The 17,305-nt window shown below is 65.8% G+C and carries 15 protein-coding genes; 11 read left to right on the forward strand and 4 right to left on the reverse strand.

The features are described from left to right. The first annotated feature begins 41 nt into the window (after positions 1-41). The 4 genes from aspS (at position 42) to ACIGJC_RS02340 (ending at position 4,264) form a co-directional block, all read left to right on the forward strand. Positions 42-1,850, forward strand: a complete 1,809-nt coding sequence (aspS, locus tag ACIGJC_RS02325; RefSeq protein WP_483710421.1) for an aspartate--tRNA ligase — start codon at positions 42-44, stop codon at positions 1,848-1,850. Positions 1,851-2,053: 203 nt separating this feature from the next. Next, complete coding sequence (locus tag ACIGJC_RS02330) at positions 2,054-2,947, forward strand: hypothetical protein (protein ID WP_483710422.1); 894 nt, start codon at positions 2,054-2,056, stop codon at positions 2,945-2,947. A gap of 73 nt (positions 2,948-3,020) precedes the next feature. Continuing rightward, a complete protein-coding gene (gene nudB, locus ACIGJC_RS02335; RefSeq protein ID WP_483710423.1) occupies positions 3,021-3,491 on the forward strand; it encodes a dihydroneopterin triphosphate diphosphatase in 471 nt (156 codons plus the stop codon). Continuing rightward, positions 3,491-4,264 (forward strand): endonuclease/exonuclease/phosphatase family protein, encoded by a 774-nt coding sequence (locus tag ACIGJC_RS02340; RefSeq protein ID WP_483710424.1) that lies wholly within the window; start codon positions 3,491-3,493, stop codon positions 4,262-4,264. Before nudB ends, ACIGJC_RS02340 begins: the two co-directional genes overlap by 1 nt. On the opposite strand, the gene mobB is transcribed toward ACIGJC_RS02340, so the two are convergent. Beyond that, positions 4,261-4,782, reverse strand: a complete 522-nt coding sequence (gene mobB, locus ACIGJC_RS02345) for a molybdopterin-guanine dinucleotide biosynthesis protein B (RefSeq protein WP_483710425.1) — start codon at positions 4,780-4,782, stop codon at positions 4,261-4,263. The two genes, ACIGJC_RS02340 and mobB, sit on opposite strands and share 4 nt — an antisense overlap. Positions 4,783-4,872: 90 nt before the next feature. Between mobB and clsB the strand changes: the two genes are divergently transcribed. The 6 genes from clsB (at position 4,873) to ACIGJC_RS02375 (ending at position 13,584) form a co-directional block, all read left to right on the forward strand. Next, positions 4,873-6,204 (forward strand): cardiolipin synthase ClsB, encoded by a 1,332-nt coding sequence (gene clsB / locus ACIGJC_RS02350; RefSeq protein WP_483710426.1) that lies wholly within the window; start codon positions 4,873-4,875, stop codon positions 6,202-6,204. A gap of 335 nt (positions 6,205-6,539) precedes the next feature. Beyond that, positions 6,540-7,130: a TetR/AcrR family transcriptional regulator gene (locus tag ACIGJC_RS02355; RefSeq protein ID WP_211948946.1), complete on the forward strand. Its 591-nt coding sequence runs from the start codon at positions 6,540-6,542 to the stop codon at positions 7,128-7,130. An 85-nt stretch (positions 7,131-7,215) separates the two neighbouring features. Continuing rightward, on the forward strand, positions 7,216-9,003 hold the full coding sequence (locus tag ACIGJC_RS02360; RefSeq protein ID WP_483710427.1) for an acyl-CoA dehydrogenase C-terminal domain-containing protein: 1,788 nt from the start codon (positions 7,216-7,218) through the stop codon (positions 9,001-9,003). Between the two features lie 84 nt (positions 9,004-9,087). After that, the gene (locus ACIGJC_RS02365) at positions 9,088-11,511 is read left to right on the forward strand and encodes a 3-hydroxyacyl-CoA dehydrogenase/enoyl-CoA hydratase family protein (RefSeq protein WP_483710428.1); all 2,424 of its coding nucleotides are present in this window, start codon (positions 9,088-9,090) and stop codon (positions 11,509-11,511) included. Positions 11,512-11,528: 17 nt separating this feature from the next. Then, complete coding sequence (locus ACIGJC_RS02370; protein ID WP_483711453.1) at positions 11,529-12,728, forward strand: acetyl-CoA C-acyltransferase; 1,200 nt, start codon at positions 11,529-11,531, stop codon at positions 12,726-12,728. 79 nt (positions 12,729-12,807) lie between these two features. Continuing rightward, positions 12,808-13,584, forward strand: a complete 777-nt coding sequence (locus ACIGJC_RS02375; protein WP_483710429.1) for an enoyl-CoA hydratase — start codon at positions 12,808-12,810, stop codon at positions 13,582-13,584. Positions 13,585-13,684: 100 nt separating this feature from the next. Here the strand turns inward: ACIGJC_RS02375 and ACIGJC_RS02380 are convergent, their stop codons facing one another. Continuing rightward, a complete protein-coding gene (locus ACIGJC_RS02380) occupies positions 13,685-14,089 on the reverse strand; it encodes an acyl-CoA thioesterase (RefSeq protein ID WP_483710430.1) in 405 nt (134 codons plus the stop codon). Positions 14,090-14,207: 118 nt separating this feature from the next. Here ACIGJC_RS02380 and ACIGJC_RS02385 point away from each other — a divergent pair, with 118 nt between their 5' ends. Further along, positions 14,208-16,097, forward strand: coding sequence for an ABCB family ABC transporter ATP-binding protein/permease (locus ACIGJC_RS02385; RefSeq protein WP_483710431.1), 1,890 nt, complete (start codon positions 14,208-14,210; stop codon positions 16,095-16,097). Positions 16,098-16,106: 9 nt separating this feature from the next. Here ACIGJC_RS02385 and ACIGJC_RS02390 read toward each other — a convergent pair whose 3' ends face one another. Further along, the gene (locus tag ACIGJC_RS02390; protein WP_211948812.1) at positions 16,107-16,565 is read right to left on the reverse strand and encodes an Lrp/AsnC family transcriptional regulator; all 459 of its coding nucleotides are present in this window, start codon (positions 16,563-16,565) and stop codon (positions 16,107-16,109) included. A gap of 57 nt (positions 16,566-16,622) precedes the next feature. Then, positions 16,623-17,180 (reverse strand): cysteine dioxygenase family protein, encoded by a 558-nt coding sequence (locus tag ACIGJC_RS02395; RefSeq protein WP_483710432.1) that lies wholly within the window; start codon positions 17,178-17,180, stop codon positions 16,623-16,625. Positions 17,181-17,305: the final 125 nt, after the last annotated feature.

Consider the following 17,305-nt stretch of genomic DNA (forward strand, 5'->3'; position numbering starts at 1 on the left):
GGGCCGCCCGGCGGGCGGTCGCGTATTACCGGGAAACATCTATGTCCTCCATGCGTACTCACTACTGCGGTCTGGTGACCGAACAACTTTCGGGCCAGGAAGTGGCCCTGACCGGCTGGGTGCAGCGCCGCCGCGACCATGGCGGCGTGATCTTCATCGACCTGCGCGACCGCGAAGGCCTGGTGCAGGTGGTGTGCGACCCGGACCGCCCGGAGATGTTCAAGGCCGCGGAAGAGATCCGCAACGAGTTCTGCATCCGCATTACCGGCAAGGTGCGTCCGCGCCCGGCCGGCACCGAGAACACCAACCTGACCTCGGGCAAGATCGAGGTGCTGTGCCATGAACTGACCGTGCTGAACCCGTCGGTCACGCCGCCGTTCCAGCTCGACGACGACAACCTGTCGGAAACCACCCGCCTGACGCACCGCGTGCTGGACCTGCGCCGTCCGCAGATGCAGTACAACCTGCGCCTGCGCTACAAGGTGGCGATGGAAGTCCGCAAGTTCCTCGATGCGCAAGGCTTTATCGACATCGAAACGCCGATGCTCGGCAAGAGCACGCCGGAAGGCGCGCGCGACTACCTGGTGCCGTCGCGCGTGAACCCGGGCCACTTCTTCGCGCTGCCGCAATCGCCGCAGATCTTCAAGCAGATGCTGATGGTGTCGGGCTTCGACCGCTACTACCAGATCACCAAGTGCTTCCGCGACGAAGACCTGCGCGCCGACCGCCAGCCGGAATTCACGCAGATCGACTGCGAGACGTCGTTCCTTACCGAACAGGAAATCCGTGACCTGTTCGAGGACATGATGCGCGTGGTGTTCAAGAACGCCATCGACGTCGACCTGGACGCGAAGTTCCCGGTGATGGAGTTCCGCGAAGCCATGGCCCGCTTCGGCTCGGACAAGCCGGACCTGCGCGTGAAGCTCGAATTCACCGATCTGACCGACGTGATGAAGGACGTCGACTTCAAGGTGTTCTCGGGCCCCGCCAACAGCGACAACGGCCGCGTGGTCGGCCTGCGCGTGCCGGGTGGCAGTGCGATTTCGCGCGGCGAGATCGACGCCTACACCCAGTTCGTCGGCATCTACGGCGCCAAGGGCCTGGCCTGGGTCAAGGTCAACGAAGTCGCCAAGGGCCGTGACGGCCTGCAGTCGCCGATCGTCAAGAACCTGCATGACGCGGCCATTGCCGAGATCCTGAAGCGCACCGGCGCCCAGGACGGCGACATCATCTTCTTCGGCGCCGACAAGGCCAAGGTGGTCAACGACGCCATCGGCGCGCTGCGCCTGAAGATCGGCCACTCGGAATTCGGCAAGGCCAACGGCCTGTTCGAAGACGTGTGGAAGCCGCTGTGGGTGATCGACTTCCCGATGTTCGAGTACGACGAGGAAGACGCGCGCTGGGTCGCCATGCACCACCCGTTCACCAGCCCCAAGGACGAGCACCTGCAGTACCTGGAAACCGACCCGGGCAAGTGCATCGCCAAGGCCTACGACATGGTGCTGAACGGCTGGGAAATGGGCGGCGGTTCGGTCCGTATCTATCGCTCGGACATCCAGAGCAAGGTGTTCCGCGCGCTGAAGATCAGCGACGAGGAAGCCCGCGCCAAGTTCGGCTACCTGCTTGATGCGCTGCAGTATGGCGCACCTCCGCATGGCGGCCTGGCGTTCGGCCTGGACCGTATCGTCACCATGATGGCCGGTGCCGATTCGATCCGCGACGTGATCGCCTTCCCGAAAACCCAGCGCGCCCAGGACCTGCTGACGCAGGCGCCGAGCGCGGTCGACGAAAAGCAGCTGCGCGAACTCCATATCCGCCTGCGCGCCACCGAGCCGAAGACCACGGTCTGAGCCTGACGGTTGCGACCGACAAAAAAACCGCGCCTTGTGGCGCGGTTTTTTCGTTTCTGGTCGAAGTGATTCCGGAGCCGGACAGCGCGCCAAAGTTTCCATTTGTTACTGGTCGGAACATCGCCCGGGCTCGCAGTGTCTCTTTTATCTAGGCGTTGACCGAGCTCCCGCATTCAAGGTGGCCGGCGCGGGAGGAAAATAACGTGAACCTGGATACAGACCTGATCCGCCAGTTCCTGCTGGCCCATGCCGAAACGCTCGTGACCTGGCTGGTGGCCGGCCTGGTCATGATGCTGCTGGCACGCTTCGAGCTGCGCCGCGCGGTACGCAAGTCGGCGCGGGCCATGTCGGAATCGGTGGCAACGACAGTGGCGGCCTGTGTGCCCGACATTGCCCACGCCGCCGCGCAGGCGACCAGCGGGGGGACCGTGGTCGAGCCGGTGGAATCGAAGCGTGCCGACGCCCTGCGCCACGTGGCGCTGGACACCGTGGCCGCCGTGATGGCGCGCGGCCGCTGGCTGGAAGAGCTGGGCAACCTGCGCATTCCCGACGATGCCCTGTTGAGCGGCCAGCGTGCCGCCGGTGCCGATCCGCTGCTGGTGGTGGCGCCGCAGCCCGTGGTGCAGGCCTACCTGTTCGCGCAGCGCACCTTCGAGGAAGAAGCCGCGCGCGTGCAGGACAGCCGCCGCGACGCCCTGCGCCGGCAGGACGCGCTCCGTGCGCTCGAGGCCGAGGCGGCCCACGTCGAGCAGGAGACCGCCAGCATCGTGATGCGCTTCGAACAGGCGAACGCCCGCTCGGCACAGCGTGAGGAAGCCGGCGATCACCAGCGCTTCCTGATCCAGAAGTACAACGCCCTGGGCCAGCGCGAAAAGGAAATCGTCCAGCAGCGCGGCATCCTGCGCGAGCAGGCGCAGGGCAGTGCCGACGACCTGGCATTCCAGGCGCGCGACGCCGCGCTGCGCTACCGGGAAGCGCTTGCGCCGCTGATGCAGCAACTGCGCGAAGCCTGGGGGCACGGCGACGCGCCCGACGTCTTCGACACCTGGCTGAGCATCGACCCGATGCACCCCGAAACCGAACGCGACGCCGCCTGAACGCGGCGGTCATTGGCGTCGCAAGCGGGCGCGGCTGCGCTATCCTTGGGGGTGTCCATCGGACCCATGTTCCATGTCCTACAAGATCCCTGAATCCGTGCTGGTCGTGATCTACACGCCAGATCTCCAAGTGCTGTTGCTGGAGCGCGCCGATCGGCCGGGCTTCTGGCAGTCCGTGACCGGCAGCCTGGACACCCATGACGAGCCGCTGGCGCTGACCGCCGCGCGCGAAGTGTTCGAGGAGACCGGCATCATCGCCGGCGAACACCAGCTCGCCGACTGGCAGCACACCATCCAGTACGACATCTATCCGCAGTGGCGCCACCGGTATGAGGCCGGCGTCACGCGCAACACCGAACACTGGTTTGGCCTGTGCGTATCCGGGCCGCTGCCCGTGACGCTTGCGCCACGCGAGCACCTGCAGTCGCGCTGGCTGCCATGGGAAGCCGCCGCGCAACAGTGCTTCTCCAGCAGCAACGCGGAGGCGGTGCGCCAGCTTGCCTGGCGCGGTGCGGGCAGGCCGGCCGTCTGTGGAGCGGGTTGATGAAGCTGCGCGTGGTCACCTACAACATCCACAAGGGCGTGACCGGCATTTCGCGCCGCCCCCGAATCCAGAACGTGCGCGCAGGGCTGCAGGCCATGGACGCCGATATCGTGTTCCTGCAGGAGGTCCAGGACCGCAACGACCGACTGGTCGCCGCGGCGCTGTTCGATCCCGAGCACACGCAGCTGAACTACCTGGCCACGGATGCTTACCCGCACTCCGTGTATGGGCGCAACGCTGTCTACGAACATGGCCACCACGGCAACGCGATCCTGTCGCGACATCCGATCCTGATGTCGGAGAACCTCGATATCTCCGATCACCGCTTCGAGCAGCGCGGGCTGTTGCATGCGGTGGCCGACGTGAACGGCAGGGAAGCCCACCTGATCTGCGTGCATTTCGGCCTGTTCGCGCGCAGTCGCGCGCGCCAGGCCGAGGCGCTGGTCGAGCGCGTGCGCAACGTGGTGCCGCCCTCGGCGCCGCTGGTGATCGCCGGCGATTTCAACGACTGGAACCACCGGCTCGACGCGCAGATCTGCAACACGCTTGGCGCGGTGGAAGCGTCTCACGCACGCGGCGCGCGCCTGCATACGTTTCCGAGCCACATGCCGTGGTGGCAACTCGACCGCATCTACGTGCGCGGCTTCGAGATCGAGCGGGCGCATGCCCTGACCGGGCGCGACTGGGCGCAGCGCTCGGACCACGTGCCGCTGGTGGCGGAGCTGGCACAGAACGCCGATGACGGCAGCGCGGCCGGCGGGAAGGCCGCCTAGCCGGTTTGGGCCTGGTCCAGCCGGCTGTGGATGAACTGAAAGATCGCGTCGGGATCGCCCAGGTCCAGCACCGGCAGGGACGTCATCTGCGCCACGGCTTGCGGCGCATCGGTGGCCACGGCGACCACACCAGGTACTTCATCCCATAGGGGCGCACGCCCCAGCGATGGGCGAAACACTTCGAGCTTCGGGAAATCGCTGCGTTTGTAGCCTTCGACCAGGACCAGGTCGGTATCCGCCGGCAGCACGGCGAGCGCATCGTCGAGTTCCGGCGACGGGACATCCTCGGGGTAATGGCGCATCAGCGTCAAGTGTCGCGCGCCGACCAGCACCACATTGCTGCAGCCGGACTCGCGCATGCGCCAGGAGTCCTTGCCCGGTGTATCGGGGTCGAAGCCGTGGTGCGTGTGCTTGATGCCGTTGACCCGCATGCCGGTGGCGACGAAGCGCGGGATCAGCGCGTCGAGCAGCGTGGTCTTGCCGCTGCCCGACGAGCCGGTGATGCCGAATACCTTCACAGTGCTGTCCCTGGGTGCCTGAGTGCATCGACGATAGCAGAGATGCGCCGCACGATGTGCAGATGGCGCCTTGTGTTCCATAATCGCGTCATGTCACGGATATCCGACACCGACAAGCTGGCCGCCACGCGTGCCGCCGCCGTGGCGCAGGTTGCGGCGCGGGACGGCGACACCGGCACCACGGCCGCGCCCGCGGGACGGCGGCGCCTGCTGCGCTGGGCCGGTAGGCATAGCAAGCCGGTGGGGGGCAATCAGGTACGCCTGCTCAGCGGGGGGGGCGATTTCTTCCCGGCGCTGATCGAGGCCATCGATGCAGCGGCCTTCCAGGTCATCGTCGAGACCTATATCTATGCCGACGACGACGTCGGCCGCGCCGTCAGCGACGCGCTGGTCCGTGCGGTGGCGCGCGGCGTATCGGTACGGCTCACGGTGGACGGTTTCGGTGCCGGCGACATGTCCGGGGAGCTCGCGCAGCGCCTGCGGGACGGCGGCGTGCAACTGCGTGTCTACCGCGTCCTGAGCGGCTTTCGGCTGGCGCGCCGGCACCTGCGCCGCCTGCACCGCAAGCTGGCGGTGATTGACCGGCGCGTGGCGTTCGTGGGTGGCATCAACATCATCGACGACTACAATCACGGGCCATTCGAGCAGGCAGGGCTGGGGGCCCGCTACGACTTCGCCGTCGAAGTCAGCGGGCCGCTGGTGGACCGCATTGCACTGACGGCCGAACGGCTGTGGTGGCGGCTCTCGCTGCGCGGCGAATTGCACGACGTGGGCCTGGCGGGCGCGGCGGCGGGCTACCCGCTCGTCACCGACCTGCCGCCACGGCGGGACACCGCGGGCGGCGTGCTGGCGGCGCTGCTGCTGCGCGACAATCTGCGCAACCGCCGCACCATCGAGCGCGAATACCTGCGCGCGCTGGGCGTGGCCCGTGACGACGTGATCCTGGCCAACGCGTATTTCCTGCCCGGCCACAAGATGCGGCGCGCGCTGCTCGCGTGCCGCGCCCGCGGCGTGCGGGTACGATTGCTGTTGCAGGGCAGGGTCGAATACCGTCTCCAGCATTTCGCTACGCATGCGCTCTATGCCAGCTTGCTGGACGCCGGTGTCGAGATCTACGAGTACGCCGAAAGCTTCCTGCACGCCAAGGTCGGCGTGGTCGATCAGTCGTGGGCCACGGTCGGGTCGAGCAATATGGATCCGTTCAGCCTGCTGCTCGCGCGCGAGGCCAACGTCTGCATTTATGATCCGGCCTTCGCCGCCGGCTTGCGTGGGGAACTGGAGCGGGCCATCGCGCAGTGCAGCGTGCGCGTCATGCCCGAAGCCCATGCACGCCGCTCTTCGCTAAGGCGCGTCGCGAACTGGGCGGCGTACATGGTGTTGCGCTTTGGCGTCGTCATCGCCGGCGTGACGGGGCGCTACTAGGGCGGCGCACGACGTATTGCTTCGCAGCACGATGCAGTCTGCGTGGCTTGAAGCAACAGGCGGCGCGATGATGTTGCAACGCAGCCTGTTTAGAAACGTGGGTCTAATTAAAAGCTTGATGGCAACGGGGCGCGAAAGAATAATCTGAACGACCGTTCTTTTTTGGCTTAGACTGCGTGCATTCGCGGCGAAAACCGGCATTTCAGCGGCCGCCGCATGCAATAAGCAACGTCAGGGTCATACGTGGTGCCCAGTGAAGGCGCCACAAGAACGGAGAAATAATTATGCGACACCAGTCAGCTCGTCTTGAATCCGCCACCGCTTCCCCCGCGCCGATGCGCAAGGGGGAGATGACGCGCGTGGCGATTCTGGATGCCGCACTGGAATTGTCGTCCCGCGACGGGCTCGAAGGTCTGACCATCGGGCTGTTGGCGGAACGCATGCAGATGAGCAAGAGCGGCGTCTTCGCGCATTTCGGTTCGCGCGAAGACCTGCAGGTGGAAGTTGTGCGCGAGTATCACCGGCGGTTCGAGCAGGAGGTGTTTTACCCTTCTCTGCATGAGCCGCGCGGGCTGCCTCGGCTGTGGTCGATGGTGCGCCGGTGGATGGAGAAACGCATCCAGGAAGTGACGACGGGATGCATCTACATCAGCGGCGCCGTCGAGTACGACGACCGCGCGGAAAGCCTGGTGCGTGACGAGCTGGTCAAGAGCGTCAGCATCTGGCGATCGGCGCTGACGCGTGCCATCAGCCAGGCCAAGGAAGAGGGGCACCTGCGCGCGGACAGCGATCCGCGCCTGATGCTGTTCGAGATGTACAGCCTTGAACTGGGCCTGCATCACGACGCACGTTTCCTGCGCCTGCCGGACAGCGCCGAGCTTGCCATGGTCGCGCTCAACAAACTGATTCAGTCTTACCGTACCTGAGGCTGTCGCGTACGGACCGTGTCACCCGCCTGTCGGGTGGCGCACGGGCGGCGTGGCGGCATCGTGAAACTCCAAGGAGCTTTTGATGGGCCAGTACACCGCACCGTTGCGCGACATGCAGTTTGTGCTTCATGAACTGCTCGGCGCCGAAGCCGAACTCAAGGCGATGCCGCCGCACGCGGACATCGACGCGGACACCATCAACCAGGTCATCGAGGAAGCCGGCAAGTTCTGCTCGGACATGGTGTTCCCGCTCAACCAGGTGGGCGACCGCGAAGGCTGCACCTACGTCGGCGACGGCGTGGTGAAGGCGCCGACCGGCTTCAAGGAAGCCTACGACCAGTACGTGGAAGCCGGCTGGCCGGCGCTGGCTTGCGACCCGGCCTTCGGGGGGCAGGGCCTGCCGATCGTGGTTAACAACGTGCTGTACGAGATGCTGAACTCGGCCAGCCAGGCGTGGACCATGTACCCGGGCCTGTCGCACGGCGCCTACGAGGCGCTGCACGCGCACGGCACGCCGGCGTTGCAGCAGGCGTACCTGCCCAAGCTGGTATCGGGCGTGTGGACCGGCACCATGTGCCTGACCGAGCCGCATTGCGGCACCGACCTCGGCATCCTGCGCACGAAAGCCGAACCACAGGCCGACGGTTCCTACCTGCTGACCGGCACCAAGATCTTTATCTCCGCCGGTGAGCACGACCTCGCCGAGAACATCATCCATTTGGTGCTGGCGCGCCTGCCGGACGCCCCACAGGGCACCAAGGGCATCTCGCTGTTCGTCGTGCCGAAGTTCATTCCGGACGCGAGCGGCAACCCCGGCCAGCGCAACGGCATCCAGTGCGGCTCGATCGAGCACAAGATGGGCATCCACGGCAATGCCACCTGCGTGATGAACCTCGATGGCGCGCGCGGCTGGCTGGTGGGCGAGGCCAACAAGGGCCTGAACGCGATGTTCGTGATGATGAATGCCGCGCGCCTGGGCGTCGGCGCGCAGGGCCTGGGCCTGACCGAAGTCGCGTACCAGAACTCGGTGGCCTACGCCAAGGATCGCCTGCAGATGCGTGCGCTGACCGGCCCGAAGGCGCCGGACAAGCCGGCCGACCCGATCATTGTGCATCCGGACGTGCGTCGCATGCTGCTGACGCAGAAGGCCTATGCCGAAGGCGGCCGCGCGTTCAGCTACTGGACCGCGCTGCAGATCGACCGCGAACTGTCGCACCCCGACGAGGCCGTGCGCAAGCAGGCCGGCGACCTGGTGGCGCTGCTGACGCCGGTGATCAAGGCCTTCCTGACCGACAACGCATTCACCAGCACCAACGAAGGCATGCAGGTGTTCGGCGGCCACGGCTACATCTCCGAATGGGGCATGGAGCAGTACGTGCGCGACGCCCGCATCAACATGATCTACGAGGGCACCAACACCATCCAGGCGCTGGACCTGCTGGGCCGCAAGATCCTCGGCGACATGGGCGCCAGGATGAAGGCCTTCGGCAAGATCGTGCAGGCGTTCGTCGAGGAAGAGGGCACCAACGAAGCGATGCAGGAGTTCATCAACCCGCTTGCCGACCTGGGCGACAAGGTGCAGAAGCTGACCATGGAAATCGGCATGAAGGCCATGGGCAATGCAGACGAAGTGGGCGCCGCCGCGGTGCCGTACCTGCGTGTGGTGGGCCACCTGGTGTTCTCGTACTTCTGGGCCCGCATGGCCAAGATCGCGCTCGAAAAAGAAGGCGGCGGCGACAAGTTCTACACCGCCAAGCTGGCGACGGCGCGTTTCTACTTTGCCAAGCTGCTGCCGGAGACGGCCGGCGAGATCCGCAAGGCGCGGGCCGGCTCGGCCACGCTGATGGCGCTGGACGCCGACCTGTTCTGACGGCCTGATTGCCTGCCCTCTCTCCTCATGACAGGAGGGAGGGGTCGCCCTTCATCAAAACGCTCACATCCATCAGGAGCGCTCATGTCCAATTTCATCGTCAAGAAAGTCGCCGTGCTCGGCGCCGGCGTCATGGGGGCGCAGATCGCCGCCCATCTCGTCAACGCGCGCGTGCCGGTGGTGCTGTTCGACCTGCCGGCCAAGGAAGGCCCCAAGAGCGGGATCGCGCTGCGCGCCATCGAGAACCTGAAGAAGCTCTCGCCCGCGCCGCTGGGCATCAAGGACGAGGCCGGCCTGATCCAGGCCGCCAACTACGAAGACGATATCGCCCTGCTCGAGGAATGCGACGTGGTGATCGAGGCGATCGCCGAGCGCATGGACTGGAAGCACGACCTGTACAAGAAGGTCGCGCCGCATCTTGGCGCAAATACCATCTTCGCGAGCAATACCTCTGGTTTGTCGATCACGGAACTGTCCGATGGCTTCGACGCCGACCTGAAGGCGCGCTTCTGCGGGGTGCACTTCTTCAACCCGCCGCGCTACATGCACCTGGTCGAGCTGATCCCGACCGCGACCACGCAGCCGGAGATCCTCGACAAGCTCGAAGCCTTCCTGACCACCACGTTGGGCAAGGGCGTGGTGCGCGCGAAGGACACGCCCAACTTCATCGCCAACCGCGTGGGCATCTTCTCGATCCTGGCAGTGTTCGCCGAGGCCGAGAAATTCGGCATTCCGTTCGACATCGTCGACGACCTGACCGGCTCGAAACTGGGCCGCGCCAAGTCGGCCACGTTCCGCACCGCCGACGTGGTGGGCCTGGACACCATGGCTCACGTGATCAAGACCATGCAAGACAACCTGCATGACGATCCGTTCGCGCCGGTCTACAAGACTCCGGCCGTGCTGAAAGGGCTGGTCGATGCAGGCGCGTTGGGCCAGAAGACGGGTGCCGGCTTCTACAAGAAGGAAGGCAAGGCGATCAAGGTGCTCGACGCCAAGACCGGCCAGTATGTCGAGTCGGGCAAGAAGGCCGACGAGATCGTCGTGCGCATGCTCAAGAAGGCGCCGGCGGAGCGCATCAAGCTGCTGCGCGAATCGACCAATCCGCAGGCGCAGTTCCTGTGGTCGGTGTTCCGTGACGTGTTCCACTACATCGCGGTGTACCTCGAACAGATCGCCGGTTCGGCGGCCGATGTCGACCTGGCAATCCGCTGGGGCTTCGGCTGGAACTCGGGTCCGTTCGAGGACTGGCAAGCCGCCGGCTGGAAGCAGGTGGCCGAGTGGGTGAAGGAAGATATCGGCGCAGGCAAGGCGCTGTCCAATGCGCCGATGCCCGCGTGGGTGTTCGAAGGACCCGTGGCCGAGAACCAGGGCGTGCATGCGGCGCAGGGTTCGTGGGCGCCGGCCACGCAGCAGTTCATCGCGCGCAGCACGCTGCCGGTCTATCGGCGCCAGGTATTCCGCGCCGCGCTGGCGGGCACGGCCGCCGTGGATCCACGCAAGGCCGGCCGCACCGTCGAGGAGAACGACGCCGTGCGCATCTGGGTCGCCGAGGGCGAGGACGATGTGCTGGTGGTCTCGTTCAAGAGCAAGATGAACACCATCGGGCCGGACGTGATCGACGGCCTGACGCGCGCAATCGATCTTGCTGAAGCCGAATACAAGGGACTGGTCGTGTGGCAGCCGACATCGCTGCAGCTTGGCGCGCCGGGCGGCCCGTTCTCCGCGGGCGCCAACCTGGAAGCCGCGATGCCGGCCTTCATGATGGGCGGCGCCAAGGGCATCGAGCCCTTCGTGAAGAAATTCCAGGACGGCATGATGCGCGTGAAGTATGCGGCGGTGCCCGTGGTATCGGCCGCATCGGGCATTGCGCTGGGCGGCGGCTGCGAACTGATGCTGCATTCGGCGGCACGCGTGGCGGCGCTGGAAACCTATATCGGCCTGGTGGAAGTGGGCGTGGGCCTGGTGCCCGCCGGCGGCGGTTTGAAGGAAGCAGCATTGGCGGCAGCGCGCGCAGCGCAGGCGGCCGGCAGCACCAACTACCTGCAGTTCCTGACCAGCCGCTTCCAGAACGCGGCGATGGCCAAGGTGTCCGGATCGGCGCTCGAAGCCCGCCAGATGGGCTACCTGCGGGACTTGGACAAGGTCGTCTTCAACGTGCACGAACTGCTCCATGTAGCGCTGAACCAGGTGCGCGCGCTGGCCGACGCCGGCTATCGCGCGCCGCTGCCGGCACTGGTGCCGGTGGCCGGCCGCTCGGGCATTGCGACCATCAAGGCCTCGCTGGTCAATATGCGCGACGGCGGCTTTATTTCCGCGCACGATTTCCTGATCGCCGCGCGCATCGCCGAAGTGGTGTGCGGCGGCGACGTCGAGGCCGGCTCGCTCGTCAGCGAGCAATGGCTGCTCGCGCTCGAGCGCAAGGCCTTCGTCGACCTGCTCGGCACCAGCAAGACGCAGGAACGCATCATGGGCATGCTGCAGACCGGCAAGCCCGTCCGCAACTAAGGCAGCGAGGAACCGACATCATGAAACAACTGCAAGACGCCTACATCGTTGCCGCGACCCGCACGCCGATCGGCAAGGCGCCGAAGGGCGCGTTCAAGAATACGCGCCCGGACGACCTGCTGGCGATGATCCTCAAGGCCGCCGTGGCGCAGGTGCCGTCGCTCGACCCGGCGCTGATCGAAGACGCCATCGTCGGCTGTGCGATTCCCGAAGCGCAGCAGGGCCTGAACGTGGCGCGCATCGGCGCGCTGCTGTCGGGCCTGCCGAACACCGTGGGCGGCATCACCGTCAACCGCTTCTGCGCCTCGGGCCTGAGCGCGGTGGCGATGGCCGCGGACCGCATCCGCGTGGGTGAATCCGATGTGATGATCGCCGCCGGCGTGGAATCGATGAGCATGGTGCCGATGATGGGCAACTCGCCGTCGATGTCGCCCGACATCTTCACGCGCGACGAGAACGTTGGCATTGCCTATGGCATGGGCCTGACCGCCGAGAAGGTCGCGCAGCAATGGCAGGTCAGCCGCGAAGACCAGGATGCGTTCTCGCTGGCCTCGCACCAGAAGGCCATTGCCGCGCAGCAGGCGGGGGAATTCAACGATGAAATCACGCCGATCGAGATTGTCGAGAAGTTCCCGAACCTGGCCAGCGGCGAGGTCAGCGTCAAGACGCGCACCATCGCGCTGGACGAAGGTCCGCGCCTCGATACCTCGCTCGAAGGCCTCGGCAAGCTGCGCCCGGTGTTCGCCAACAAGGGCAGCGTGACCGCCGGCAACAGCTCGCAGACGTCCGATGGTGCCGGCGCGCTGATCCTGGTGTCCGAGAGGATCCTGAAGCAGTTCAACCTGGTGCCGCTCGCGCGCTTCGTGTCGTTCGCGGTGCGCGGCGTGCCGCCGCAGATCATGGGGATCGGTCCGAAGGAAGCGATTCCCGCGGCGCTGAAGGCTGCAGGCCTGACGCAAGACCAGATCGGCTGGATCGAGCTGAACGAGGCCTTTGCCGCGCAGTCGCTGGCAGTCATGCGCGACCTGGAGCTTGATCCGGCCAGGGTCAATCGCATGGGCGGTGCCATTGCGCTGGGCCACCCGCTCGGCGCGACCGGTGCGATCCGTTCGGCCACCGTGGTGCATGCGCTGCGTCGCCACAACCTGCAGTACGGCATGGTGACCATGTGCGTGGGCACGGGCATGGGCGCAGCCGGGATCTTCGAGCGCGTCTGACGCAGCGTGCCAGATGGGGGGCTGCCTTGGCGGCGCCCCATCCCGTCATTGCAGCCACGTATCACCACGAGAGGCATTCATGAGCATCAGCACCAGCATTGACCAGGGCATCCTGACGATCGAATTCGATCGTGCAGAGAAGAAGAACGCCATCACGGCGGCAATGTACCAGGCCATGGCCGATGCGCTGCGCGCGGCCGAGGCGGACAGCACGGTGCGCGTCATCCTGATTCGCGGCAAGGACGAGATCTTCACCGCCGGCAATGACCTCGAAGATTTCATGCAGCGCCCGCCGACAGGCAGTGAAGGCACCGAGCCGGCACCGGTGTTCCAGTTCCTGGACCAGATCAGCCACGCGAGCAAGCCCATCGTCGCGGCAGTCAGCGGTGCGGCCGTGGGGGTCGGCACCACGCTGCTGCTGCATTGCGATTTCGTCTATGCATCTGAAACGGCCAAGCTGTCGCTGCCGTTCACGCAGCTGGGCCTGTGCCCGGAGGCGGCATCCAGCCTGCTGCTGCCGCGGTTGCTCGGCTACCAGCGCGCCGCCGAGAAGCTGATGCTGGGCGAGCCGTTCGGCGCGCAGGAAGCGCACCAGCTTGGTCTTGTCACACGCGTGCTGCCGGTGGCGGAACTGCACGCCTTTGCACTGCAGCAGGCGCGCAAGCTGGCCGCGCTGCCGGCCTCGTCGCTGCGCGAGACCAAGCGGCTGATGAAGGGCAATGACGTGGCGGCCGTCGAGAAGAAGATGGCCGAGGAGGGCGAGGTGTTCCGGCGCATGCTGGTGGCACCGGAAGCGAAGGAGGCGTTCACGGCGTTCTTCGAGAAACGCAAGCCGGATTTTACGAAGTTCAGCTGAACGGCTGAGGGCGTTTCTTCTACTGTGGGCTTGCTCTCCTCTCCCATCAAGGGAAGAGGGGAAACAACAATCGGCAAGATGATTCTGCCGACCTTCAGCCTTACTCCGCCGGCAACACTCTCGGCTGGCGGCTCTCATCCGTCGCCACATACGTCAGCGTGGCTTCCGTCACCTTGACGATCTCATTGCTGTGCCGCATGCGCTGCGCATAGACCTCGACCGATACCGTGATCGAGGTGCGGCCGGTCTTCTCGATCTCGGCATAAAAGCTCACCAGGTCGCCGACAAACACGGGGTGCTTGAACAGGAAGGAATTCACGGCCACCGTGGCCACGCGGCCCTGGGCGCGTTCGACCGCGGGAATGGATCCGGCGATGTCCACCTGCGCCATGATCCAGCCGCCGAACACGTCGCCATGCACATTGGCATCGGCGGGCATCGGGACAACGCGCAGTGCGGGGCTCTTGCCGGCTGGCAGGGCTGGGACGGTATGGGGCGAGTTCATGGCGGGAAACCGGAAAGGAAGGGAAGGCGGCAATCGCGCCGAGCGGACGCACCCGGGAGGCGCCCTGCCGGCCGGCGCGATCTCTGCGACAATCGGCCATTAGCCTGAATTCTATCGTATGCGCCGCTATTCCACGACCGCGGAACCGCCCCCCGCAAAGCCCGCCACGCTCTTCCCCGGCCAACGCCAGCCGCGCAGCGACTGGCAGACCGTACGCAACCTGGTGCCCTATGTCTGGCACTACAAGTGGCGCGTGATGCTTGCGCTGGTCTGCCTGGTGGCGGCCAAGGTCGCGAACCTGGGCGTGCCGGTGCTGATGAAGCGGCTGATCGACAGCATGAACATCACCGCCGGCGACCCGCGCGCGCTGCTGGTGGTGCCGGTCGGGCTGATCGTGGCCTATGGCGTGTTGCGGCTGTCGTCCACGCTGTTCACGGAGTTGCGGGAAATCCTCTTTTCCAAGGTGACGCAGAGCGCGGTGCGGGAAATCGCGCTGCAGGTGTTTCGCCATCTGCACGCGCTGTCGCTGCGCTTTCACCTGGACCGGCAGACCGGCGGCATGAGCCGCGATATCGAGCGCGGCACGCGCGGCATCCAGTCGCTGATCTCGTACTCGCTGTACAGCATCCTGCCGACGCTGGTGGAGATGGCGCTGGTGCTCGGCTTCTTCGTGCTGCACTACGACATCTGGTTTGCCGCCATCACGGGCTGCGCGCTGGTGGGCTATATCGTCTTCACCATCGTCGTGACCGAATGGCGCACGCATTTCCGCCGCAAGATGAACGAGCTCGATTCGCGCGCGAACCAGAAGGCGATCGATTCGCTGCTGAACTTCGAGACGGTCAAGTACTTCGGCAACGAAGAGTACGAGACGCAGCGCTATGACGAGAACCTGCGCCACTACCGCACCGCGGCGATCCGTTCGCAGAACTCGCTGTCGTTCCTGAATTTCGGCCAGCAGACCATCATCGCGGCGGGACTGATCCTGATCCTGTGGCGCGCCACCGTGGGCGTGGTCGCGGGCAAGCTGACGCTCGGCGACCTGGTGCTGGTCAACACGCTGATGATCCAGCTCTATATCCCGCTGAACTTCCTCGGCGTGATCTACCGCGAGATCAAGCAGGCCACCACCGACATGGACCGCATGTTCGTGCTGCTGGGCACGCACCAGGAGGTGGCCGACACCGCGGGCGCTCAGCAGCTCAGGGTGCAGGGCGCGGAAGTGCGCTTCCGCCATGTGCGCTTCGGCTATGAATCGAATCGGGTGATTCTCGACGATGTCGATTTCACGATCGCGGCGGGCACCACCACGGCAGTGGTGGGGCACAGCGGCTCGGGCAAGTCGACGCTCGCGCGCCTGCTGTTCCGCTTCTATGACGTCAGCGACGGCGCCATCCTGATCGACGGGCAGGACATGCGCGAGATCACGCAGGACAGCCTGCGCCGGTCGATCGGCATCGTGCCGCAGGATACGGTGCTGTTCAACGACAGCATCTTCTACAACATCGCCTATGGCCGGCCCGATGCCACCCATGACGAAGTCATCGCCGCCGCGCGCGCGGCACAGATCGACCAGTTCATCCGCGAACTGCCGCAGGGCTACGACACGCCCGTCGGCGAACGCGGCCTCAAGCTGTCGGGCGGGGAAAAGCAGCGCGTGGCCATCGCCCGGACGCTGCTGAAGAATCCGCCGATCCTGGTGTTCGACGAGGCGACCTCCGCGCTGGACTCGCGCACCGAGCAGGCCATCCAGGCCGAACTGATGCGGCTCGCGCAGAACCGCACCACGCTCCTGATCGCGCACCGCTTGTCCACCGTGGTTCATGCCGACCAGATCCTGGTGATGGACCATGGGCGCATCGTCGAGCGCGGCACCCACGCCGAGCTGATGCGCGCAGGCGGCCGCTATGCGGAGATGTGGGAAATCCAGGCGCGCAGTGCGGCACGCGGCGAAGCGGTACGGGACGAACTGGCGATCGACGTCGGCGACGCCACGCAGGACGCCTGAGCGCCGACGCTACGCATAATCAAGCGGCAACGCCGTGGTGTACTTGATCTGTTCCATCGCAAAGCTGGAACTCACGTCGGCGAGTTCCGATCCCTGGATCAGCTTCTTGTACACGCGGTCATAGGCGGCGATGTCCGGCACCACCACGCGCAGCAGGTAATCGGTGTCGCCGGCCATGCGGTAGAACTCGGTCACTTCCGGAATCGAGGCCACCAGCGCATGGAACTGCTTGAGCCATTTGACGTTGTGCTGGCTCGTGCGGACCGAGACGAACACCGTCACGCCGGCATTCAGCTTGCCGGCATCAAGCAGCGCTACGCGCTTGCGGATCAGGCCGGCTTCCTCGAGCTTCTGGATGCGGCGCCAGCACGGTGTGGAAGTCAGCCCGACGCGTTCACCGATCTCGGCCACCGGCACCGTGGCGTCTTCCTGCAGGATGGCAAGGATCTGTTTGTCGTAGCGGTCCATCGGTGTATGCGGTATTCCCTGAAGTCTTGGCCCTTGGCGCCGCTACCGGGCGGCGTGTCAGGCGTCGATGGTGTCAACCAGCAGGTTGACGCCGGTGGAGATGTGGTCGTGGTCCACGCCGTACACATGCAGCGACACGGCAACGCTGTCGCTGGCATTGCCAAGCGCATGGATGTGCTGCAAGCCTGCCGGCACGCTGAAGGTGGCGCCGGCATGGCGCTCGACGCTGCCGCTCTGCGCGGCGCGGCGGGTGGAAGGGTTCCACTGGTAGTGGCGCTCGCTCAGCGTGCCATGCAGCACGCGGTAGGCGCACCAGGTGCGATGCCCGTGCACCGGGCTGGACTGCCCGGGGCGCCAGACCAGCAACATGGCCGAAAACCGCGCGAGCGGATCGGCATAGACCAGGTGGCGCGTGTAGGCGTGCGGGCTGCCCAGCAGCGCGCCGGGCGGCAGGCAGGCCAGCAGCGTATCGGCGTCCGGCAGGCAGCTGTCGAGATGGTTGGCCACCATGCGGGCGCTGTGCGCGAAGGTGGCCTCCATGCTGAGCGCAAGCTGGCCCAGCGGGCCGGCGTGGACGGCGGGCGTGCCGCCTGCGGCGGCTGGACTGGGTGGCATGGCGGGCTCCGTGGTGTTCTGGGTATAGGGAAATCATAGGAGCGGCCGCAGAGCAAAGGCATGCATTCTGTCGTCGGATGCTGTGATACCTTGCAATCCAATGCTCGTAATATACCAATTGATGG

Source organism: Cupriavidus sp. C3SS-1, from assembly GCF_057073755.1.